We start from the raw sequence: 22,570 nt of genomic DNA on the forward strand, positions 1-22,570 counted from the left end.
TTATAAAATATTTTCTGATAAACCGATGATCAGTTTATATTACCGGGTGGTTATTTCACTATTGATATTGATCAGTATGATATTGGGGGTCATGTTTCTAAACCGGCTCTCGCATTACAAGCACCTTCTTACTGCGAGTGATCTTAAATACCGTTCTTTATTCATGGAAATGAAATCCGGTTTTGCCTTGCGAAGGATCATTCGTGATGAAGAGGGCAATATTGAAGACATCAGGTTTATGGAAGTTAATCCAGCTTTTCGCCAGCAACTTGGGCTCGATGATTATGATATTTCTGGTAAAACAATCAGGGAAGTATTTTCGGAAGTTTCTGAAAGTCTTTTAGAGGATTATGATAAAATAGCCCGTTATGGTGGTTCATTTACTAAAATCCATGATGCAAAAGGCTTACATAAAACCCTGAGGATCACTGCTTATCAGCATGAAGAGGATGTGTTTGCAACTCTGGTGGAAGATATAACTAAGGAGAAAAAGATAGAAGATGAGCTTGTGGAATCTAACCAGTTAAAATCAATATTGCTTGATACTATCAATGAGGGAGTTTATTTTATTGACGCAGATCGCAAAATATTGTGGGCAAATCAAAAAGTAATTGATCTAATGGATGCAGATTATAAAAAAGTCTTAGGAAATAAATGCTTTGAAGCCTGGTATGAAAAAGATAAATCCTGTAAGAAATGCCCTGTAGATGTCACCCTGGAAACTCAAAAACCTGCAAGGATGGAAATTATCAGTGAAACAGGGAAATACCTGGAAATATATTCCAATCCGGTATATAATTCTCAAGGTGCACTTAATGGTATGGTGATCACAATTTATGACCTTACTGACTGGAAGTCCGCTTTAGATAAATTGGAAAAGAAACAGGAACATCTGAATCTTGCTCTGGAAGCAGGTAAAATGTCCAGTTGGGAGTGGAATGCAGACGATAATATAGTAATCATGGAAAAAACTATTTTTAATGAGCGATTTGCTGATCATAAATGGTCGCCAGCCAGACTTTTTAAATTTATCCATGAATCAGACCGGAATAATTTTATGGAACAATTTGATGCAATACTGGAAGGTAGACTTAGTGAAATGATTGTGGAAGCGAGAATTCCAAATCGTGAAGGGGAATGGGTCTGGTTCAATATCCTGGGTAGGATCAGGGAAATGGATGAGCAAGGTAAACCCCTTAAAATGATCGGTATTGTCTATAATATTGATAGTTTGAAAACTATTGCCCTGGAGTTGGAAGAAACTAACCAGGAATTGATTGACCTTAAAAATAAACTGGAAAAAGAAGTAGAAATCCGCTTAGCTGAACTGCGTGATAAAGATCTTTTAATGATCCGCCAATCACGTCAGGCAGCAATGGGTGAAATGATTGGAAATATTGCTCATCAATGGAGACAGCCATTAAACTCAATTGCTGTGATCATCCAGGATTTTCTAGATGCCTGGGATTTCGGAGAGATCAGCAGAGAATATCTCTCAGAAAAAGTAAACCTTTGCATGTCCGTAATCAATCACATGTCTCAGACAATTGATGATTTCAGAGATTTCTTTTCTCCTGACAATTTGCCCATGCCATTTGAATTAGATAATCAGATCATGAAAACCATTAATATTCTCAAGGACATGTATGGCAAACAGGGAATTGAAATAATCCCTGAACTTAAAAAATGTTCTATAACAAGTTATGCCAGAGAGTTTTCACAGGTTTTAATTAATGTGCTCAGTAATTCCAAAGATGCAATTCAGGAAAATAAAGCCAAAAATGCCAACATCAATGTGATCATGGAGACCATGGGGGATAAGGTGAAAATATTGGTGAAGGATAATGCTGGCGGAATAAACCCTGATATTCTAGAGAAAGTATTTGATCCCTATTTTACTACAAAGCAGGATACAAAAGGAACTGGTTTGGGTCTATATATGAGTAAAACGATAATTGAGAAGCATATGAAGGGAGAGATCAAAGTCGAAAATCTGGAAAAGGGAGCTGTTTTCACTATTATACTCCCCTTGGATATCAGATATATAAATAAATAGAAAACAGATTAGGTTTAATTAATCAAAAATAGCCTTTAAGAATTCATCTACAGAGAAATCACGCAGATCTGCGTTTGTTTCTCCCACTCCAATTAATTTTACCGGTACATCAAGATGGTGCTTTATTCCAATTACAATTCCACCCTTGGCAGTACCATCCAGCTTAGTGAGAACCACTCCACTCAAATTTGTTGCCTTACCAAATATTTCTGCCTGAGTTAAAGCATTCTGACCTGTTGTAGCATCTACCACTAATAGAGATTCGTGAGGAGCATCTGGAATAACTTTCTTGATAGTCCGATCAATTTTATTCAATTCATTCATCAAATTGATCTTAGTGTGCTGCCTGCCGGCAGTATCAATTAATACTATATCAATATTTGAACTCAACGCTTTTTTTAATCCGTCAAATACTACTGATGATGGATCAGCTCCCTGATTTTGGCGGGAGATCTCAGCTCCGGCACGTTCTGCCCATATTGCCAGTTGATCAATTGCTGCTGCCCTGAATGTATCTGCTGCAATCATCAATACTGATTTTCCAGAATCTACATAACGTTTTGCCAGCTTGCCAATAGTAGTAGTTTTACCCACTCCATTTACACCCGTGAATAAAATCACTAAAGGTTTGGTATCCTGATGGAAGATACCCGGCTGCTTCCCAGCATAATCTGCGAGCATCATATCTTTGATGATCTTGATAATTGTACTCTGAATTATTTCTGTATCAGAAATTTTATCTTCCTTGATCCTCACCCGCAATTTGTCTATTATATCACAACTTGTCACCACACCTACATCAGCCTTAATAAGAGCCTCTTCAAGCTCCTCAAGCAATTCCTCGTCTACTTTGCTCCTTAGCTTCAAGAGCTCTGAGATCTGACCCAGAAATCCACTTTTCGTTTTAGCTAATCTATCCTGAAGAGAGACTTGCTTTGTCTTGTCTATTTTAACAGTTCTATCACCAGGGACAGTTTCTATTTTTTTCTTGTTTCTTTTATTAAGCAGCAGCCAGATGATCAATCCGGCAACCAGCACGAATGCTATAATGATATAAAGCAGATACTCCCGCATTTATCCTCCTGAATTTAACCTTTTGAGATGCAATCAGTGATTTGGTAAAAAACCAGTCAATAAAAAAAGGGCAGGTTATATAAACCTGCCCGATTATTTAGTTGGCACTATTCTTTAGTACTATTTTTTTCTTTATTAAAATGTGCTGCTAAACGTGATTTACGCCGTGAAGCAGTACGTTTGTGGATAACTCCCTTTTTGGCAGCTTTATCCAGTTCAGAATAAACTTCCTGCAAAACCTGTTCTTTTTCTTCAATTGGCACATCACTGTGCATTTTCTTTTGAAGAGTATTTATTGTCTTTTTCACGTAATGATTACGTGCAGCTCTTTTCTTTTCCTGCCTCAGTCTCTTTTCACACGATTTATGATTAGGCATTCCCAATCCTCCATATCTTCTTAATTAACGATGACAAAAAAGGTTAAGCCGAATAAGTGTCAAATACTTTAACATTTTTTATTATAAAATATATATTTCAAGTTATTTATGACCTGTTTCTGTCACTTTTATGCCGACTCTAATCCTTTGAATAATAATTATATATGACCCTTTTAAGGATCAATGCATTAATTCTATACGGCGTACAAAACTATCAATTCCCTGATACAATGCTTCGGCAATTTGGTTCTGATAGCCGGCTTTCACCAGCTTACGCTCCTCATATTTATTAGTTATAAAGCCGGTTTCAATTAAAACAGCTGGCATAAAAGCACCACGCAATACATAGAAATTGGCTTGTTTAACCCCTCTATTTTTGCTCTCAGTAACTTCGACCAGATTGTTCTGTAAATTTACACAAAGATCGTGACTCTCCTGAAGATGCTCGTTCTGTGCCATATCAGTGAGGATAAAATCAAGATCATTATATTTGGCAAGTGCTTCTTCTCCACCTTCATAATGATATACAACAGCATTTTCCAACGCTTCTGTGGCTCTGGCATCATCAGTTTTGGCTGTGCTTAGATAGTACACTTCGATCCCGGATACATCTTTATCATTATGAGCATTAATATGAATGGAAACAAATAGATCTGCTTTCACCTCATTGGCAAATTCAGTTCTTTCCCGCAGTGATACAAACCGGTCATCTTCTCTTGTAAGATATACTTTGATCTGAGTATTTTCTGTAATCCTGTCCCTGAGCCTCTGAGCAATTGCCAGGGTGATATCCTTCTCATAATTCTTATTTGAAAATCCTACTGCACCAGGATCTTCCCCCCCATGCCCGGGATCGATCACAATCGATTTGATTCGGTTGTCCACCGGGATTGGGGCAATTATTTCATCAATTTTATAAACCACCTGATCAGGGAAGAGCAAAGGTAATATCTCCTGCAGAAAATTTACCGGTATATAGTATTTCGTCTCATTTAGGATTACGGGAAAGGTCATGTTATATACTTCTCTACCAGATGTTACATAGCTTGACTGAAGTAAAAAGATAATCTCCTTTTCATACATATTCACCCGCAGTCTGCCATCAAGCAGATCAGGAGTGACCATTGCCCGGAATACTTTGTTCAACTCATAGACATTAAAATATTCCACTTCACCAAATTTTCTGACGTTTATCTTTTCTCCGTCAATATCACCATCATATTCAATGATCACTGATGCACTTAAAATCCCGGTAATAATTAGTAAGAGACTAAGCAGAATTCTTTTCACATTTTCCTCCAGTATTATTAACTGATTCCTCTTCCCAGTTCTTCCACTTCATCAGTGGTTATATTTAATTCCTTGGCTATTTCTTCGGTCTGCCAGCCATTCGAAAGCAAACGTCTTATTGTTACTCTTTGAAATTCCAGGGTCCCGAAACTGTTTGAGGGACGCTCTTCTGTTACTTTTGCAGGTTTATGAAATCTTCTTATCAATGACATCATCAGCATGATAAAAATTACCCCAAACACCACAATTATGCTGAACATCAGCATTTTATCAAGATAAATATCCTCAAGTACTTCATACACGCTGGCTGGCAGATTTGCCTTCAAGAAATTGTCTTTCTCATCTCTATCGGGAACCTGCTTTGTCTCAACTGGTTCTTCTTTGATTGTTTCCTTTGGCTTTGAGACCACAGGATAGCTAGGTTCCTTTTTGGGTTCTTCTTTGATTTTCTTCGCTTCTTCAGCGGCTTTCTTTTCTGCTTCCAGTTTCTTAATTTCTGCTCTTTGATTTTCAATTATCATACTGTCAGCTACATTTTCAAAATAAAGTGCCTGGTTATATTTATTAACATTCCGGTAAAATTCCGCATATTCCCTTGCTTCTTCCGGAGTCAATGGTTCTTTATGTTGAAAAATATCCAAAACCAGCTTATAATCATCATCGCTTTTTAATAAAAATGTGTCCAGACGATATTCATCATGAGTATTTATCAGCACTCCCACAAAAGCATCCGTAGGAACAAAGGTGAAATTAGTTATTACAGGATTATCCTGAACTCGGATTGATCTGATCGTTTCCACCTTTCCACATTCCAGAAAACTAAGGTTCACAGATAATATATCCTCACGCAATCTATATCGTGGGTGTTCATCAAACACAAAAACCACTCGCTCTACTGGTCCATAATTTGAATGATAATAATCTTTGAGCGTGTTAGCTAATAGTAATGAATTCATTAAACAAAAACCGACAATCAACAATAATCTGATCTTCCTCATATTCACTCCGGTTACTTCCTCAGTTTATTCCGCACAAGTGCCATATTCTGCCGCAATTTCCTATTCTCCGGTTCCAGCAGCAGAGCTTTTTCAAAATAACTGTATGCCTGAGTATAATTACTTTTTTTTAGATAAAGATACCCGATATTATTTAATAATTCCACATCATCTGCAGCAAAATTCAGTACCTCTTCGTATTGCTCCAAAGCTTCCTTATACTTGCGCTGCTTCATCAATTCATATGCTTTGAAACCCAGTATTTTTGCATTCCTGTATTTCTCACGATGCACTACATCTTCAGCCATTTCCTTCAATATCAGAAATCTCTTATTCTCCGGCTCATATCCGATGAGTGCTGTAATCTGATCAATAGCTGCCTGCCATCTCTCCTGTAGTAACAATACTTCAAAATATGCCAGTCCACTGATAACATTCTCAGGAAATTCGCTAGCTACCTGGCTCAGGTATTCCTCAGCTTCTTTAAGCTGCATCTGGTTCAATAAACCTAACCCAAGATTAAAGACATTCTCAGTATTTTTTGACAATTGCAATGCCTTCCGGAAACACTTCACTGCCTTATCATTATTACCCTTCACCAGAAACTTTTGACCCCGTTTCCGACATATCTCAGCCCTAATTCCCGTTACATGTTGAAACATAAGTCAAGTTTGCTCTTCAAAATAAATACGGCAAGATTTTTCTGGTTATTCATATCATTCTGCCTTGTTTTTTATGCAAGAACCCCTTTTTCCAGGGGGCTCACACATATTATTTCACTTGGACAACCTGAATTGGGTTATTCACCCTTTTCTGCTGCTGCCTGTTTTGCTGCTTCTGCTTTCTTTTTGGCTTCAGCGCGTTTGCGTGCCCTCACTTCTTTCAAGGGATCAAAGATGGCTCCCGTGGGGCAGGCATCAGCACATAATCCACACATGATACAAAGATCATAATTCAGCACTGCCAGATTATTCTTCATTTCAATTGCATCTTTTGGGCATTTCTTCACGCACATTGTGCAGCCGATGCAAGCTGTTTTATTACCGCAAACCTTACGCGATTCTGCCCCTTTATCATGTGAAGAACACAGGATATGAACGCGTTTCTTCTCTCCTGCAAGCTCTATCAAATCCCTCGGACAGGCTTTTACGCAAGCTCCACAGCCAGTACACTTTTCTTTATCAACAATACGCATCTCGTTTTCATCAAGAGAGATAGCATCAAATTGACAGGCTGTAATGCAGTCATTTTGAAATACACAGCCCCAGGAACAAAGATTTGGACCATTATTGATCATCACTGCTGCTTTACAGGTAGTCACACCCTGATATTCATATCTGAAAAAGGTATTATTTGCTCCACCACTCTGGCACTTGATCACAGCAACCTTGCGTTCAGCTGCTGAGGCTTCCTTACCCATGATCGTGGCAATTTCTTCTACTACTGCAGCTCCACCAGGTGCACATTTATTCAGCTCTTCATCATTCATCACGATTGCTTCTGCATAGCCAGCACATCCCGGGTAGCCACAGGCGCCACAATTTGCACTAGGTAACGCTTCTATTATCGCTTCTATCTTAGGGTCAACTTCCACATGAAATTTCTTGGAGGCAAATGCCAGTCCCAATCCATAGATCAATCCCAAAGCTCCCAAAATTATTATTGCATATATCATTATTTCCCCCGCTTAGAAATTAAGTCCTGAAAATCCCAGAAAGGCAAGTGCCATACATCCGGCGATCACAAAGGCAATTGGCATTCCCTTCATCGCTTCCGGAACCTCTGATTTTTCCAGTCTTTCCCGTAATCCTGCCATCAATACAAGTACAAGGGTGAAACCCAGTCCGGAAAATAAACCATTCAATATCGCTCCCAGAAAATTATAATTTTCCTGAATATTAAGAATGGAAACTCCCAGCACTGCACAATTGGTGGTGATCAATGGCAAAAATACTCCCAACGCTTTATAAAGCGAAGGAGCTGTTTTCTGGATCACCATTTCCACTAACTGCACCAGTGAGGCAATAGTTAATATAAAGGCGATTGTCTGTAAATATTCCAGATGATTGGGAACTAATAAATATTCCTGGATCAACCAGGTAAAGGTTGAAGCCATGGTCATCACGAAGATAACTGCCATTCCCATACCTACAGCAGAATCTATCTTTTTGGATACTCCAATATATGGGCACAAACCTAAGAACTTTGATAATACAAAGTTATTAACGAATATGGCAAATACCGCCAGTGTAAATATTTGTGTTATAAATGACATCTGTTACCCCCTATTTGCCTTTATTCACTAATTTGATCAGACCCATCAGGAGTCCCATGATAATAAATGCACCAGGTGCCAGTATTGCTACCAGCATAGGACTTTTTATATATGCCATGGGCATCACATTCATACCCAGCCATTGACCTGCTCCCAATACTTCTCTAATGGAGCCGATCACTACCAATGCAAGAGTGAAGCCTAAGCCCATACCCAGTCCATCCAGAATGGAAGGCAACACTTTATTCTTACTGGCAAATGCTTCTGCTCTGCCAAGAATTATGCAATTTACCACTATCAAGGAATAAATAAACCCAGACTCTTTATGAATTTCCGGTGTGTATGCATTCATCACCAGATCCACAATTGTCACAAATGATGCTATTACTACAATGAAGCAGGGTATTCTGATCTTACTGGGTATTAAATCCTTCACCAGAGAGATGATAATATTTGAACATGTAAGCACAAACGTGGCTGCCAGTCCCATGCCAATTGCATTTTCCACTGATGAAGTAACTGCCAGCGTGGGGCACAAACCCAAAGCCATGATAAAAACAGGGTTCTCTTTAATGAATCCTTTAGTAAATTCTTTCCATAAATTCATTATTTATCCTCCCCGCTTACTGCATCAGCAAGTATTTTCATACCATCCGCTATGGAATTTGTCACGGCTCGAGAAGTAATGGTTGCACCCGTAAGTGATTTAATTGCTCCACCATCTTTATCTACCTTAAGCTGCTCCTGATTCATACTCAGAAACCTGCCCTGAAATTCTGCGGTGGAGGCATTGGCACCCAAACCGGGTGTCTCTGACTGTTCGATAACTTTTATTTTGGAAATGGTCATATCAAGATTCACTCCCACCATTGTTTTCACTTCACTGGAATATCCATATAAACTGGCTACAAAAGTATAACCAGACAACTGATCATCTTTATCATATCCCAGATAATACATAAACTGCCTAGGACCTTCCTCTGCCTTATTCTTTAAGGGATTAGGCTCTTCTGCTACTGCCGGCAAGGTCACTGTACGCTGCTCAAACCTGCTGGCATCACTCAGAACTTCTTTACGTGCTTCTTGCTCAGCAAGGACTTTATTTCCCTTGATCTTATCTGCTGTTATACCATTCACATAAGCTAATATCCCGCTCGCAATGGCTGTTATCAATAATAATACTAATCCTAATTTGATAAAATATTTCATTTGCGCACCTCCCCAAATGGCTTGGGTGCTGTCCATCTATCTATCAGTGGCACGCAGCAGTTCATTAGTAATATCGAATAGGATACTCCTTCGGGATAACCTCCCCAAAGACGGATAACTGCCGTTAATACTCCCGCTCCTATTCCAAATATCAGCATCCCTCTTTTCGTAACTGGAGATGTCACCATATCCGTTGCCATAAAGAATGCTCCCAATATTAAACCACCGGAAAATATATGATAAAATGGTAATAATATACTTGCTGAGAACAATCCACCCAGTCCGCCAAAGGCAAAGGTCAGTAAAAATACGGTTAATATATAACTCATTGGTATCCGCCAGCTGATTATATAACGGAACGCCATATACGCTGCCCCGATAAGAAGTGCCAGGGCTGATACTTCTCCGATAACCCCGCCAATATTACCAATAAAAAGCTGTGATATTGTATCCAGACTTGCCATCCTGTCCATCACCTGCTGAGCAAGATCAGGATTTGTCTCTGCCAGCTCACGTACTGATTTCACTGCTGCCAAAGGTGTTGCTGATGTAATCGCTTCCGGCACATTCTGCAAACTGCTCAAATTCAACCCATTAATGCTCTTGAACATCATGGAAAATGCCGGCTGGGTCTTGGTCCAATGCGCTGTTACCAGTGAGGGCCAGCTTGCCAGCAGAAAAGCTCTTCCCAGTAAAGCTGGATTAAATAAATTATGACCTAATCCGCCAAACACCTGCTTGCCTATTGCGATAGCAAACACGCTGCCGATAACTGGCAGCCACCAGGGACTTGCCACATTGATATTAAATGCCAATAATATTCCTGTAACTACTGCTGAGCCATCTGATATTGTTACTGGCACTCCGCGGAGTTTCTGAATTATATACTCTGTGAGAACCGCTGCCACTACAGCATAAGCCGTAAGAGCCAGTGATCTGATCCCAAAAAAGAATATCGCTGCCAGCATCGCCGGCACCATTGCCAAAACCACCTGCCACATAATGGCACTCACAGTCATATTCCTTGCCTTCAAATGAGGAGCTGCTGAAACTTTTAAATTATTAATCATTTTCTGTTTTTCCTCCCCTAAGCCTTTCCAAGTTGAGTACGGGCTCGCATTCGCTTACCCACTTCCAGCTTGCCTATATCTATCCATTGTATCAGTTTGATCTGTGCTGGACATATAAATGAACAAGAACCGCATTTCATGCAGTCCATCACTCCATATTTTTCCACCAGATCCCAGTCCTGATACTTGGCATTTTTAACGATCAGACTTGGTATCAGATTCATTGGACACACTTCCACGCATAATCCACAACGTACACAAGTATGCTCCGCATCCTTTGCAGCTTCTTTTTTATTGAATAAAAGCAGTCCTGAACTGCCCTTGACCATCGGAGTATCCAGATCTGATATCGCAAATCCCATCATGGGGCCACCTGATATTATCTTAGATATATCCTCTGTTGTCCCCCCGCAAAAATCAAGCAATTCACTATATAAAGTTCCGATCCTTGCCTTGATATTTTTGGGATTCTTCACGATCTTCCCAGATACTGTGATCACTCTTTTGATCAATGGTTTCTGATAACGGATAGCTTCATATACTGCAATTGCTGTACCCACATTCTGAACCACTACGCCCACTGCCATAGGTAATCCACCCTTATTGGGCACTTTACGCTTTGTGCAGGCATAGATCAATTGCTTCTCTGCTCCCTGCGGATACTTTAATTTTAAAGCATCAATCCGAATTGCGGCATCATCTGCTGTCAGATTTCTTAATAACTTGATGCAATCAGGCTTATTAGCTTCGATACCAATAACACCCTGTTTGGCTCCCACTATCTTCATGATCAGTTTCAAGCCTTCCAGAATCGCTTCCGGCTGCTCAAGCATTAAACGGTAATCTGCCGTTAAATAAGGCTCGCATTCCACTCCATTCAGGATTACTGTGTCAATCGGCTTATCTGCCGGTGGTGAAAGCTTCACATGAGTGGGAAAGCCTGCGCCGCCCATTCCGCAAATACCAGCTTCTGATATCCGCTTCTTCATCTCATCCACCTCCAGACAACCATAACCCGAATCATCTGTAAGCTCCACCCATTTGTCTTCACCATCACCAGTAATCTCAATTGCTGTCCCGGTAGTTCCCGCTGGATGTGGATATGAAGCAATTTTGGTTACCTTGCCTGAAATCGGTGCATGCATTGGTATTGATACAAATCCCCCCGCTTCGGCGATCTTTTGACCAGCCAGTACTTCATCACCTGGCTTAACAATCGCTTTTGCCGGCGCACCTATGTGCTGTGATAAATGCACATAAACCTTTGCTGGAATTGGCATTGGCTCGATTGCTGCTGAACGGGAATATTCCTTGTTATCGTGGGAATGTACCCCACCAGGGAACGTTTTCAATCCCATAGTTACTCCCCTTATAGATTTTCTCTGTTTTGTAACCAAAATTCACACTCTTTCTCAGATAGCAAGTTATTTTTCTTTGATTTCGTTCTCTTTTACAATTGTTATAATTCCACTCACTGCCCCAATCCCAAAATTCATTACCTCATAGACCCAATGGACTAAATGGACAAAATAGACCTTTCACACAATGTCCATTCAGTCCATCATGTCCATTTCGTCCATAAAAAATTCTTCCTCCTACTTCATCAATACCAGCTTATGCACTCCTTGCCAACCTGCACTTTTCATTCTCACAAAATAGACTCCACTGGGTACATCATCTGCTCGCCAGTTCACCTCATATTCGCCTTCAGCTTTATGCTCATTAACCAGTTCAGTGATCTTCTGCCCTCTGATATTATAAATACTCAGATTCACATCCCCGGTAGCTGCCACTTCATAAATGATCTTAGTTTCAGGATTAAAAGGATTGGGATAGTTAGTTATTTTTCCAATTCCCGAGCTTATTTCTTCTGCACTCACCTCACTAACTGACTCAAAATCTATTGCCAGACTGGCATAATATGTAATAGCATCACTCCAGTTAAACATTTCCATATCACTATCACCAATTATACTCAGATGCAGAATACCAGTGCCATCACCAGCATCAGTTATCCGTTCTGCCGGATATACAATACAGAGAGTTTTGTCCTCAAGCTCTGCAACGAAATTCTCGCTATTGGGATTACCATTTAAAAATACCGGTTCACTCCAGGTAATACCATTATCACCGGATACGCAAATCGCTATCTCCGAATATTCCGCCCATTCCTCATAATTTTCATCACCATAATAGAATCTTTGGGCATTAGTCCCATCCACCCAAACATAAGCCAGCCAGCCTTCATCACTATTTGAAGCAATAAAATTCTCATTGGTATAAAAAGCACTTTCCATCCCTGGATAGAATATTGGCCAGCCATGCACCCACATCGGATTATTTCCCGGATCATACTCATCAACTTCCCCATCCTCATCCAAGTCCCACGGCAGCATCGGATTATCATCATTAGCCGCTGCTCCAGCAGGATAAATATCTGTAAAACCAAATTCCTCGGTAGTAAGATTAAAATTGAATAATTTGGGATATACCATCTGATTTACTGGATCATACCAGCCAATATGATTAACCAAATCAAACACTATTCCCATATTCCCAGCCCAGCAAACCAATTGCTCTCCATCTCGGTTCACTGGCAGCATATTGAACTTATCACTTAAAAATTCTATCTGATAAACCCGCATTGTTGCCGGCAGCACTTCTCCAGCTTCCTCTGTTATATCAAAAGCCCAGTCAGATTGATATACTTCCCAGTCTCCCTCACCGTAATTATCATTTACCAGACAAAACATATCACCGAATGCCTGCTCATCCAATCTTACACTCCCCATACATACAAGATAATTATCAACCGCTGTAATACTATAATGCGGATAACCCCACTCCGGCACTTCCTGGTTCCAGCCATCAAGAGTTGGTATAGAAATGTAAGTCCAATCTTCAAACTCTCCTGCCAGCATATCCTCAGCATTATAATCCAGATAAGCAATGACAGCATTTTCACTTGGCAATGCCATCTCACCGTCCGAACATTCCATATTTCTGGCAATATAATACAACCGACGATATGATGCTCCTTCTGGTGATGCTCCTATCACTAATTGCGGAAATCTGAAAGTATCATTATCTGTAAATGTTGGAGTATCTTCATCAATTACAACTATGGCAGGATGTATCCAGCTTAAGGGTATTCCACTTTGGGCATACTGATTATAAAATAGATTATTCTCATAGTCCATCCCATCAGAAGCAGTAAAAACACCCAGATAATTACCTGTTAATGGCTCTTGAATTAAAGCCGCTGATATACCGGGATAATCAGCAATCTCTTCCACAATTTCTCCTTCAGAAGAAATACTCGCAGTATATAAATTACCCTCGGTACTAAAAATACGTTGAATTAAATAAATCCTGTCATCTTCAACGCCACTTACAGCTATCGGAGCCTGATGCTCACCCTGAAAATCTGCTCTATTATGCTCAACCATTTCTATGGGAGCTGTATCCCATTCCCAGTCAACCACTATCCTTTCTGCTCCTGCTAACATTGAACCTGAAAATAAAAATACCAAAATTACTAAAAACTGTAAATTACTGATTCGTACTTTCATAATAACTCCTAATTTGATCTTCACTCTTAAGCGCTCCTAAACCTGATTTAAATATCATATTTCCTTCTATCCCTGTCAAGTAAATTCATCATGTCCATCCTGTCCACTCCCTCCATCCTGTCCATTGAAAATAATAAAATACTCTCTCACATCTTCTCATCATCATACGTTTACCCCAATCAGAATCGTTTTATGAACCTTTTATCCCCAAAACCTGAAAATATTATGTAAACTTCACCTCCCAAGATATATCTTATTATTTCACAATCTTTTGCTCATCAAAGATGTCAACAGCCGACTTAGAAGTGGAACAACAAAGCACATAGTGACATTTTTTTGTTAGATAGTGCTTTGTTGTTCCGGGTGTTCTACACTTACGCGCCTGAAAATGTTTTGGTAAATGATGATTTTTTTCTGATTAAAAGTTACTTTTCGGGTCATTTTTCTTCTTAACGATTCACGCTTTGCATTCACTTTCCCCTTCTCCCTTGACATAAATGCAATAAAAACCAACTTCTTGTTCAGGAGTTATTATGGAAGAGTTACGATGTCAGAAGATTACTTTGTTTTGCCGGAATTTCACGCGCTGGTTTCTACTGGTGTTCACGATCCTGATATTTATATTTGCTCTGCTTTCAGGTTCAGAAGGTTATGGTGGTGGGTTCAAGGGTGTTATCAAGAATTCTCCTAATGCCTTGCCCTGGCTGCTGCTTTTTATTATCAACTGGATAGTCTGGAAATCTGAATTGATCGGCAGTATTATACTGATAATTTTTGCCCTAGCAGCAGGAGTATTTTTTGGAGCATTCACGGATAATCCCTTTGCCTTATTTGCGATCACAATACCGCTATTCATCCTTGGATTAATGCTGCTCATGTACTATAACTGCCAGAAGAAACAGAAGCAGATTTAAATACTAAAATTCGTTTACCAGTATTGTTTTATTCTGTTATATACTTCTATCCAGGAGAAATTTCTGATATCATTGCAAAGGTCATATTCCTGGGATTTAAGTTTCAGACTATGATGTATGGCCTCCTTTAATCTCAGGCAATAGGCGGGTATTTCTGCAGGGAGGGGCTCATAAACATCATTCAGCTCGGGAGGAGTAACAAAATCTATCATCTTTGAATTGCTGATCGCTTTCTCCAGCCATTCTTTGAGTCCTGCAAGGTCATTTACTATCACCTGCAATCCACAGGCAAGAGCTTCAATCAACACAAGCGGTAATCCTTCATAGTATGAAGGCAGGATAAAAATATCTGAAGCTCGGAAGATATCTGCCAATTCAGGCTGAGTAAGATTACCCGTAAATGTGATCGGAAAAGTACACTTTTCAGCTAAAGACTTTATTTCCTGCAGTTCATTACCAGCACCAGAGCCGCATAGCGTCAGCTCAAATTTTACTTCGGAAGCGGATATGGAATTCAAAGAAAATAGTAATTCACGGATTCCTTTGGCATAAGCAATTTTTCCTGCATAAACCAGTTTCTTAATTTTATTTGGCTGTCGCTTCTCAAAATAGAAAACGGCTTCATTATAGCCATTACCAGTAATTTTTATTTTCTCAGGATCAAGCTGGAATTCTTTGATGAGTTTATCCCTTTGTGTTTCATTCAGGGCATACACCAGATCAGCTCTTTGCAAATGTGGCACGATCTCAGCAGCGAGGTGGGGACAGAATTTTGTTTGCCTGAGTGCAGTGCCATGATTGATCAAATATATGGGAATATCAGAAGTAATCTGCAAAGCAAGAGCTGAGAGCAGCCAAAGATGGTGACTCAGGATAATATCCGGCTGAAACTCTTCGATAGCTTTGGTTATCTGCTGGGTAAATGCAGTTTTCCACTGCTGGAGCATTTTACCTTTTAACTGATTATAACGCGTGCTTTTATAGGGCATCACATTGCTCATACCCGTAACTGGGAAAGGTAATTCAGTGGTTTCAAAAAATACGGCATATTGCTCAGGCTGATATTTTGCATCAAAACTTATCACCTCTCCAGCCGGGATTCCACATATCACGGCCTGCTGATGCCCTTCAGCATCTGCCAGTCTTACTATTGACTGCAGATATACTCCACTGCCAGTGAGACCAGGTCTTTGTGCCAGTAAATGAAGAATTCTCATATTTCCATAAGCCCTCTATTTTTTATTTCCATAAATAAGATAATAGACTTTGAGGCAAGCAGAAACTAAAATAAACTGAGTGGACAGTTGAATCACTTGACACCTCATAAAGTGAATTTATAGTTCAACATATAAAAATACTCTGAATTGAAGTAATAAAGTGGAGGTAATATGAGAGCTTTGATGTTTATAATAATTCTTTTCTCTATTGTTTTTTTATGTGCAGAAGGTACTCTATTTGTTGGGTTGGAAGGCTCATCACCAGTTACTTATCAAAGTGATATGGAAGGATTTCCTGAGATAGAATGGAGCAGTCTTTTCTCTATGGATGTGAGTGGGGCAGCAGCAACACCTGATGGCAGGATATATCTCTGCGAAGGAGCATTTACCACTCATCTCTATCAGGCAAGCCTAATCCTTGATCCCCAGCAGATATGCACTATAGTGAATGACATGAGTGCCCTTGCCTATGGTAGAGATACGCTGTGGGGTTATTCTAATTATGCCACTCCCCGCGGGATCTACAGCATTGATACAGATACTGGTGCTACAGAACTGGCACTGGATGTGGGAGCTTTCCGCTTTTTTGCGCTTGATTATAATCCTGATGATGATCTTTTTTATGGCTATACTGAATATGGTGCTTCAGGGCTGTATTCCATTAATATAGACAGTGGTGAAATGATCCAGCTTGCCGGGAGTATTCCCGCTACTAATGGACAGGGACGCGGGATGGCAGTGGGCGATAATACCGTATTCCTGACAGCAACCCGCGGAGATGACGGGATTCCCTATTTTGCTTATGACATCGCTCAAGGTGCTGGCGGTGAATGGGTGGAATTCCCTAATCCCTATCCCACATATCATTCCACAGGCGGAGCTGCCTGGATTGCTGCTCCAGATGAAATTGTGATCGTCCAGGGACATGTGGTCGGCAATGATTCTCCTGAAACCGGCCTGCCGGACTGTCTGGTAACACTTGCCGGAAATACTGATTATGAAACAGAAACTGATGAGAATGGTGATTTTATTTTTGAGGAAGTAGATTATAATGCTAATTATGATCTGGAAATATCCAAAGATGGCTATGATCTGTATAGTGACGAAATTATGGTGAGTCTGGATGATATTGATCTGGGTACGATCATCTTGATGGAAACCCCCTACCCCGTCGAAAATGTTACAGCAGAAGAAACAGTGCAATATGAGGAAGTTACGGTTAGTTGGGATGCTCCAGACTTGAGAATGCTGGAAAGTTACAGTGTTTATCGTTTCCTGGAATGCTTCAGCGGAAATCCTGAACTCTGGGATTTAATGATTGAAGACACCTTGGAAAATGAATATATTGATGAGGGATGGGCAGAATTACCAGCCAATATCTGGCAATATGCCGTGATCGCTCATTACACAAGCGGGATCAATTCCGAAGCTGCACTATCTAATCCCATTGAAAAAATAGTTACCGGTACAACAGAAGATAATGCTTCACCAGTTCAGATTTGCACTCTGAAATCAGTCTATCCTAATCCCTTTAATCCAGAAGTCACTATCGCCTATCAGCTTTCAGAAGCAGCACTTGTGGAAATTGGCGTTTATGATATCAGGGGACGGCTTATTCAAACTCTTTGCCGCGGTAATTTTGCAAGTGGAGCACATCAGATCAATTGGATGGGCAGAGATAAATCTGATAATATTCAGCCTTCTGGTGTATATCTGGTGAGAATTTCTGTTAATGGTAAACTCAATAAAACAGCCAAAATATTATTAATGAAATAAGGTATAACTGATAATTGTATCTATCAAAAGAACCTTGCTTTTAAATAAGCAAGGTTCTTTTTTATTTAATTTAAAAAATATATTCTATTTCACTTTATATTACTATTGTTATAGATTGAATCTCTAACTTAATTGTTTGCTAATTAAAGCCACAGGGAACCCACAGGGAGGGTCCAGGGGGTGAAGATAGAGTTATGGGAGTAATGTAAGTTATTGTATAATATAGAATAAGCGGTGGGGAGGGGATTTTCTGCATGACAGCAGATGAATTTGAGCAGTTACGAGATTTAAGATATAATTGGTTAGAATAAACGATCGGGGAAATATGATGAGTTCCATGAGAAGTAGGGACTAGATTAAGTCATCATCTCAGAGACTATTCAATGCAGTAATTGATATCATTGCATGTTTTCAATTTTTGTGAAATAGACATATTCCCTGAAAGGGATAAATCAATTACAAAGAACAGTCTCACTTATGAGATTTAGATTTTATAAAATATTTCTTGACAGAAAGTACTTTATAGCTATATAATAACGTCAAAGAGAAAGGTAATGCAATCTTCTCTATAAAAGGAGGTAAACTTATGACTAAATTACTAGAAAACTCGCTGAAGGCTATAACAAGAAGGGTAAATCTTTCAACAGGTCTTGCAAATCCAGATGATATGAATCCCACAAAAGATTTATTTGTTAAGCTTCATGATAATGGTGAAATACTCCTAGCTAATGAAATTACATTATGGGCAGAACAAAAAGGGTGGAAACCCAAGGATGCAGAAGAACTTGGTGCTCTTGCTCAGCAGATAGGAATGGGTAAACGAGTTCCTATTAAAGAAAAGGGAAATTGGTGGAAAAAAGAAATCCTTAGTATTTTAGAAAAAGGAGAATAATTCTGAAAAACTCCTATAAATTGTAGATAGCGTCAATTACATGTAAAAATAATGATTTCAAAATCAGAATAGTATTAAGAAAAACTGGCAACATGTAAAAGATTGACATTATAAATTGGAGTATTTTAGTTTGTTTCATAAACGTTAAGGAGATTTAACTATGACAGAACAAATGAGAATTAATGGGAAAATTTTAAAGAATCTTATAATTTTTAAAGAATTCAAAGAAATTGGTTTCGATTATATCTTAAACCCAGAAACAGAAGAATTGCATAAAGTAGATGAAAACTTTTATGATTCACATAATTTGCATATTGCAAATTTAGAAAATTATATTGGTATTACAAATATTGGAATTATTCCTATTCACTACTTCAATGATGGCACAAAAATCCCGATTTATGATTTAATAACTGGTGATTTTCTCGGTGAATATAAACTTAATAAATGTAAGCATTGTAGCTGGTAATATAACTTATTTGATTTGGATGATATAACTTAATGGAGACGATATGGAAAAGACTTTAATTATTTCTGTTTTACTGGTTTTTTCGTTATTTGCTTTTGCTCAGAATACTTTTGAACTTGTTTCAGAAAGCTTCAATTCAATTGATGTTGAGTATAGTTCAGCCCCAAGTTATACTGATCTTGATGGTGATGGATTACTGGATATGTTAATAGGAGAAGATTCTGGTCATATAAATCGTTACGAGCAAAATTCAGAAAACTCAACTTCATTTAGCTTAGTAACAGAAAACTTCAATTCAATTGATGTCGGGAGTGGTTCAGCACCATCATTAACTGACCTTGATGGGGATGGTTTGCTAGATATATTGATCGGAGAAAGTGCTGGTAATATAAATCATTACGAGCAAAATGGAATAAATTCTGCCTCATTTCATTTAGTTACAGAAAACTTCAATTCAATTGATGTTGGGTATAATTCAGCCCCAAGCTTTATTGACCTTGACGGGGATGGATTACTGGATATGCTAATAGGAGAAAATAATGGTAATATATATCATTACGAGCAAAATGGAATAAATTCTGCCTCATTTCATTTAGTTACAGAAAACTTCAATTCAATTCATGTTGGCAGCAATTCAGCCCCAAGCTTTATTGACCTTGACGGGGATGGTTTACTGGATATGCTGATCGGGGAATGGGATGGAAGTATTAATCATTATGAGCAAAATTCAGAAAACTCAACTTCATTTAGTTTAGTAACAGAAAACTTCAATTTAATTGATGTCGGGGAGAATTCAAAACCAACTTTTACTGATCTTGATGGAGACGGTTTGCTGGATATGCTAATCGGGGAATATAATGGAAATATCAATCATTATGAATTTGCATTTATTGTATCAGATTTCTCTTACAACCTTATGTCCGAACAGGTACCTATAGAAGTACAATTCACCGATTTATCCCATAGCTATATAAATGAAACATGGACTTGCGAATGGGATTTTGATAATGATGGGATTATTGACAGTTATGAGAATAATCCTTCTTTTAGCTATCTTTTTTATGGTGAACATACTGTTTCATTAACGGTAACAAATAATTATGGTGCCAGCACAAAAACAGATATAATTGAATTGCCGGAATTTTCATTAATAACAGAAAACTTCAATTCAATTGATGTCGGGGAGTATTCAGGACCAACTTTTACTGATCTTGATGGGGATGGTTTGCTGGATATGTTAATTGGAAAACAAGATGGATATATATATCATTGCGAGCAAATTGCAGAAAACTCAACTTCATTTAATTTAGTTACAGAAAACTTCAATTCAATTGATGTTGGGTTACTTTCAGCACCAAGTTTTACCGATCTTGATGGGGATGGTTTGCTGGATATGTTAATTGGTGAACTGGTTGGGAATATATATCATTACGAGCAAATTGCAGAAAACTCAACTTCATTTAATTTAGTTACAGAAAACTTCAATTCAATTGCTGTTGGGGATTATTCAGAACCAACTTTTACCGATCTTGATGGGGATAGTTTACTGGATATGATTATTGGAGAAGGTGACGGAAAAATTAATCATTACGAGCAGATTGCCGAAAACTCTACTTCATTTGTTTTAGTTACAGAGAATTTCAATTCAATTGATGTTGGGAGTTATTCAGTACCAACTTTTACTGATCTTGATGGGGATGGTCGATTAGATATGCTTATAGGTGAAAGGTATGGAAATATTTATCATTACGTGCAGAATGCCGAAAACTCTACTTCATTTGTTTTAGTTACAGAGAACTTCAATTCAATTAATGTAGGGCAGTTTTCGAAACCAACTTTTACCGATCTTAATGGGAATGGTTTATTGGATATGTTAATTGGGGAGATTTACGGTAAGATATATCATTACGAGCAAAATATTCATTCTATTACGGATTTTACTTTAGATCACGCAACAGGTACAATACCTTTGGAAGTACAATTTACCGATTTATCCCGTTTAGATGTTACAAACTGGCAATGGGATTTTGATAATGATGGTAATATTGATAGTTATGAGCAGAATCCTGTTTATACTTATACAGAAACAGGAACTTACACTGTATCATTAACTGTTTCTGATGAAGATAATACATATACGGAGACAGTAACAAAGAACGATTTAATAGCAACCTTTATATTCAGCGAGTTTACTTTATTATCACCTTCCAGTTATTCCGTTGATATCGATATATTTCCAAGATTAGAATGGACATCAGCTCTTTCAAGCAGAAATTTATTGCCGATTTATGAAGTTTACATATCGAAATCTCCAATATTTACAGCAGAGCAAACGGTAATATATGAAACACAAAATACATATTTATATCCTTCTCGAGATCTGGAATTAGGGACTACCTATTTCTGGAAAGTGAAGGCAACTGATCATCTGGGCAATGAGATATGGTCTAATTATAATGGGACATACTGGATGCTGACGACTGTTTATCAAACAGAACAGCAATTTCCCATGATAGATGGTTTGATAGCTGATAATAGAACTCTTATAAGCGAAAATTCACCTTATTGGTTATCTACCGAACCTCACACGGCTTTTAACAAGGATTTGACCATTGAATCGGGAGTAACACTTAAATTCAATAGCGGAGTAAAATTAGAAATTGGCGGTAATCTCTTTATATATGGGACAGTAGATGATCTAGTAAATATTGATGGATATTCTGAGACATCAGGTAGATGGCATGGTATTGAATACATATATGTTACTTTTGATAGAGATTCGTTGTTGATTGATGAGAATTATCAATATATTTCGGGTAATACGATGCAGTTCGTGAATTTTAATAATTGCAATACCCCCTTAGTGACTACTGCGGATATGTATATTAATAGCTGTAATATCGAAAATACACTTAATGGGATATCTCAAGGAAGTAATTCATGTATAATAAACACAGCTATTTCAAATTGGAATAACACTAATTTTACTACTGGCATAAATGGAGGTAAGATATTTATAAACAATTCGATAACCGGTACCACCGGTACCAATTTTAATGGAATACATTCTTTGACATCTAATGCGGTCTTTGATGCTAACATAATTACCTATAATGGAGGATACGGTATTCATGGTTCTTCTGGAGTTTATACTAATAACATTGTAACTAATAATGGAGGTTTCGGTATTCGTGGTTATTCTGGAGATTATCTTGATAACACAGTAAATGAAAATGGGCTTTATGGCATCTATTGTGGGGGTAATGGCAATTTTACTAATAACACAGTAAATGATAATGGTGGAGACGGTATCTTTGGAGGTTCGGGAGATTATATTGATAACATTGTAACTAATAATGGAGGTTACGGTATTCGTGGAGGTTC

Annotated in this window: 19 protein-coding genes; 6 read left to right on the forward strand and 13 right to left on the reverse strand. The window is 38.4% G+C overall.

The genetic code is table 11. The annotated features are described in order from the left end of the window. Positions 1-2,056 (forward strand): ATP-binding protein (locus tag RAO94_04050; protein MDP8321506.1); only part of this gene is annotated, 2,056 nt, incomplete at its 5' end. An 18-nt stretch (positions 2,057-2,074) separates the two neighbouring features. Here the strand turns inward: RAO94_04050 and ftsY are convergent. The 12 genes from ftsY to RAO94_04110 form a co-directional block, all read right to left on the reverse strand. After that, positions 2,075-3,130 carry a signal recognition particle-docking protein FtsY gene (gene ftsY, locus RAO94_04055; GenBank protein ID MDP8321507.1) on the reverse strand — a complete coding sequence of 352 codons (1,056 nt, stop codon included), beginning with the start codon at positions 3,128-3,130 and terminating at the stop codon, positions 2,075-2,077. A gap of 107 nt (positions 3,131-3,237) precedes the next feature. After that, on the reverse strand, positions 3,238-3,507 hold the full coding sequence (gene rpsT / locus RAO94_04060) for a 30S ribosomal protein S20 (GenBank protein ID MDP8321508.1): 270 nt from the start codon (positions 3,505-3,507) through the stop codon (positions 3,238-3,240). Positions 3,508-3,687: 180 nt separating this feature from the next. Beyond that, positions 3,688-4,797: an N-acetylmuramoyl-L-alanine amidase gene (locus RAO94_04065; protein ID MDP8321509.1), complete on the reverse strand. Its 1,110-nt coding sequence runs from the start codon at positions 4,795-4,797 to the stop codon at positions 3,688-3,690. A gap of 17 nt (positions 4,798-4,814) precedes the next feature. Beyond that, entirely contained in the window at positions 4,815-5,753 is a 939-nt protein-coding gene (locus RAO94_04070) for a hypothetical protein (GenBank protein MDP8321510.1), read from the reverse strand. Positions 5,754-5,806: 53 nt separating this feature from the next. Beyond that, the gene (locus tag RAO94_04075; protein ID MDP8321511.1) at positions 5,807-6,454 is read right to left on the reverse strand and encodes a tetratricopeptide repeat protein; all 648 of its coding nucleotides are present in this window, start codon (positions 6,452-6,454) and stop codon (positions 5,807-5,809) included. A 137-nt stretch (positions 6,455-6,591) separates the two neighbouring features. Then, entirely contained in the window at positions 6,592-7,467 is an 876-nt protein-coding gene (locus tag RAO94_04080) for a Fe-S cluster domain-containing protein (protein MDP8321512.1), read from the reverse strand. A gap of 12 nt (positions 7,468-7,479) precedes the next feature. Next, positions 7,480-8,067 (reverse strand): electron transport complex subunit RsxA, encoded by a 588-nt coding sequence (rsxA, locus tag RAO94_04085; GenBank protein ID MDP8321513.1) that lies wholly within the window; start codon positions 8,065-8,067, stop codon positions 7,480-7,482. 10 nt (positions 8,068-8,077) lie between these two features. After that, complete coding sequence (locus RAO94_04090; GenBank protein ID MDP8321514.1) at positions 8,078-8,674, reverse strand: electron transport complex subunit E; 597 nt, start codon at positions 8,672-8,674, stop codon at positions 8,078-8,080. Then, a complete protein-coding gene (locus RAO94_04095; GenBank protein MDP8321515.1) occupies positions 8,674-9,276 on the reverse strand; it encodes an RnfABCDGE type electron transport complex subunit G in 603 nt (200 codons plus the stop codon). Before RAO94_04095 ends, RAO94_04090 begins: the two co-directional genes overlap by 1 nt. Further along, a complete protein-coding gene (locus RAO94_04100; GenBank protein MDP8321516.1) occupies positions 9,273-10,346 on the reverse strand; it encodes an RnfABCDGE type electron transport complex subunit D in 1,074 nt (357 codons plus the stop codon). The genes RAO94_04095 and RAO94_04100 overlap by 4 nt, the downstream gene beginning before the upstream one ends. 17 nt (positions 10,347-10,363) lie before the next feature. Continuing rightward, positions 10,364-11,704 carry an electron transport complex subunit RsxC gene (gene rsxC, locus RAO94_04105; GenBank protein ID MDP8321517.1) on the reverse strand — a complete coding sequence of 447 codons (1,341 nt, stop codon included), beginning with the start codon at positions 11,702-11,704 and terminating at the stop codon, positions 10,364-10,366. A gap of 237 nt (positions 11,705-11,941) precedes the next feature. Next, positions 11,942-13,918, reverse strand: a complete 1,977-nt coding sequence (locus RAO94_04110) for a T9SS type A sorting domain-containing protein (protein MDP8321518.1) — start codon at positions 13,916-13,918, stop codon at positions 11,942-11,944. Between the two features lie 533 nt (positions 13,919-14,451). Here RAO94_04110 and RAO94_04115 point away from each other — a divergent pair. Continuing rightward, positions 14,452-14,832: a hypothetical protein gene (locus RAO94_04115; GenBank protein ID MDP8321519.1), complete on the forward strand. Its 381-nt coding sequence runs from the start codon at positions 14,452-14,454 to the stop codon at positions 14,830-14,832. 14 nt (positions 14,833-14,846) lie between these two features. Here RAO94_04115 and RAO94_04120 read toward each other — a convergent pair whose 3' ends face one another. Beyond that, entirely contained in the window at positions 14,847-16,049 is a 1,203-nt protein-coding gene (locus RAO94_04120) for a glycosyltransferase family 4 protein (GenBank protein ID MDP8321520.1), read from the reverse strand. A 171-nt stretch (positions 16,050-16,220) separates the two neighbouring features. On the opposite strand from RAO94_04120, the gene RAO94_04125 reads away from it, so the two are divergent. From RAO94_04125 to RAO94_04140, 4 genes are all read left to right on the forward strand, one after another. After that, positions 16,221-17,825 (forward strand): T9SS type A sorting domain-containing protein, encoded by a 1,605-nt coding sequence (locus tag RAO94_04125; protein MDP8321521.1) that lies wholly within the window; start codon positions 16,221-16,223, stop codon positions 17,823-17,825. 586 nt (positions 17,826-18,411) lie between these two features. Continuing rightward, positions 18,412-18,717, forward strand: a complete 306-nt coding sequence (locus RAO94_04130) for a hypothetical protein (protein ID MDP8321522.1) — start codon at positions 18,412-18,414, stop codon at positions 18,715-18,717. A 160-nt stretch (positions 18,718-18,877) separates the two neighbouring features. Next, a complete protein-coding gene (locus RAO94_04135; protein MDP8321523.1) occupies positions 18,878-19,186 on the forward strand; it encodes a hypothetical protein in 309 nt (102 codons plus the stop codon). A 43-nt stretch (positions 19,187-19,229) separates the two neighbouring features. Then, positions 19,230-22,570 (forward strand): FG-GAP-like repeat-containing protein (locus RAO94_04140; GenBank protein MDP8321524.1); only part of this gene is annotated, 3,341 nt, incomplete at its 3' end.

Source organism: Candidatus Stygibacter australis, assembly GCA_030765845.1.
Classification (GTDB): Bacteria; Cloacimonadota; Cloacimonadia; order Cloacimonadales; family TCS61; genus Stygibacter; species Stygibacter australis.

What these genes read in the sequence shown, in the direction of transcription:
- ftsY (MDP8321507.1), bottom strand. Translation starts at nt 3,130, where the DNA reads ATGCGGGAGTATCTGCTTTATATCATTATAGCATTCGTGCTGGTTGCC.
- rpsT (MDP8321508.1), bottom strand. Translation starts at nt 3,507, where the DNA reads ATGCCTAATCATAAATCGTGTGAAAAGAGACTGAGGCAGGAAAAGAAA.
- RAO94_04070 (MDP8321510.1), bottom strand. Translation starts at nt 5,753, where the DNA reads ATGAATTCATTACTATTAGCTAACACGCTCAAAGATTATTATCATTCA.
- RAO94_04075 (MDP8321511.1), bottom strand. Translation starts at nt 6,454, where the DNA reads ATGTTTCAACATGTAACGGGAATTAGGGCTGAGATATGTCGGAAACGG.
- RAO94_04080 (MDP8321512.1), bottom strand. Translation starts at nt 7,467, where the DNA reads ATGATATATGCAATAATAATTTTGGGAGCTTTGGGATTGATCTATGGA.
- rsxA (MDP8321513.1), bottom strand. Translation starts at nt 8,067, where the DNA reads ATGTCATTTATAACACAAATATTTACACTGGCGGTATTTGCCATATTC.
- RAO94_04090 (MDP8321514.1), bottom strand. Translation starts at nt 8,674, where the DNA reads ATGAATTTATGGAAAGAATTTACTAAAGGATTCATTAAAGAGAACCCT.
- RAO94_04095 (MDP8321515.1), bottom strand. Translation starts at nt 9,276, where the DNA reads ATGAAATATTTTATCAAATTAGGATTAGTATTATTATTGATAACAGCC.
- RAO94_04100 (MDP8321516.1), bottom strand. Translation starts at nt 10,346, where the DNA reads ATGATTAATAATTTAAAAGTTTCAGCAGCTCCTCATTTGAAGGCAAGG.
- rsxC (MDP8321517.1), bottom strand. Translation starts at nt 11,704, where the DNA reads ATGGGATTGAAAACGTTCCCTGGTGGGGTACATTCCCACGATAACAAG.
- RAO94_04110 (MDP8321518.1), bottom strand. Translation starts at nt 13,918, where the DNA reads ATGAAAGTACGAATCAGTAATTTACAGTTTTTAGTAATTTTGGTATTT.
- RAO94_04115 (MDP8321519.1), top strand. Translation starts at nt 14,452, where the DNA reads ATGGAAGAGTTACGATGTCAGAAGATTACTTTGTTTTGCCGGAATTTC.
- RAO94_04120 (MDP8321520.1), bottom strand. Translation starts at nt 16,049, where the DNA reads ATGAGAATTCTTCATTTACTGGCACAAAGACCTGGTCTCACTGGCAGT.
- RAO94_04125 (MDP8321521.1), top strand. Translation starts at nt 16,221, where the DNA reads ATGAGAGCTTTGATGTTTATAATAATTCTTTTCTCTATTGTTTTTTTA.
- RAO94_04130 (MDP8321522.1), top strand. Translation starts at nt 18,412, where the DNA reads ATGACTAAATTACTAGAAAACTCGCTGAAGGCTATAACAAGAAGGGTA.
- RAO94_04135 (MDP8321523.1), top strand. Translation starts at nt 18,878, where the DNA reads ATGACAGAACAAATGAGAATTAATGGGAAAATTTTAAAGAATCTTATA.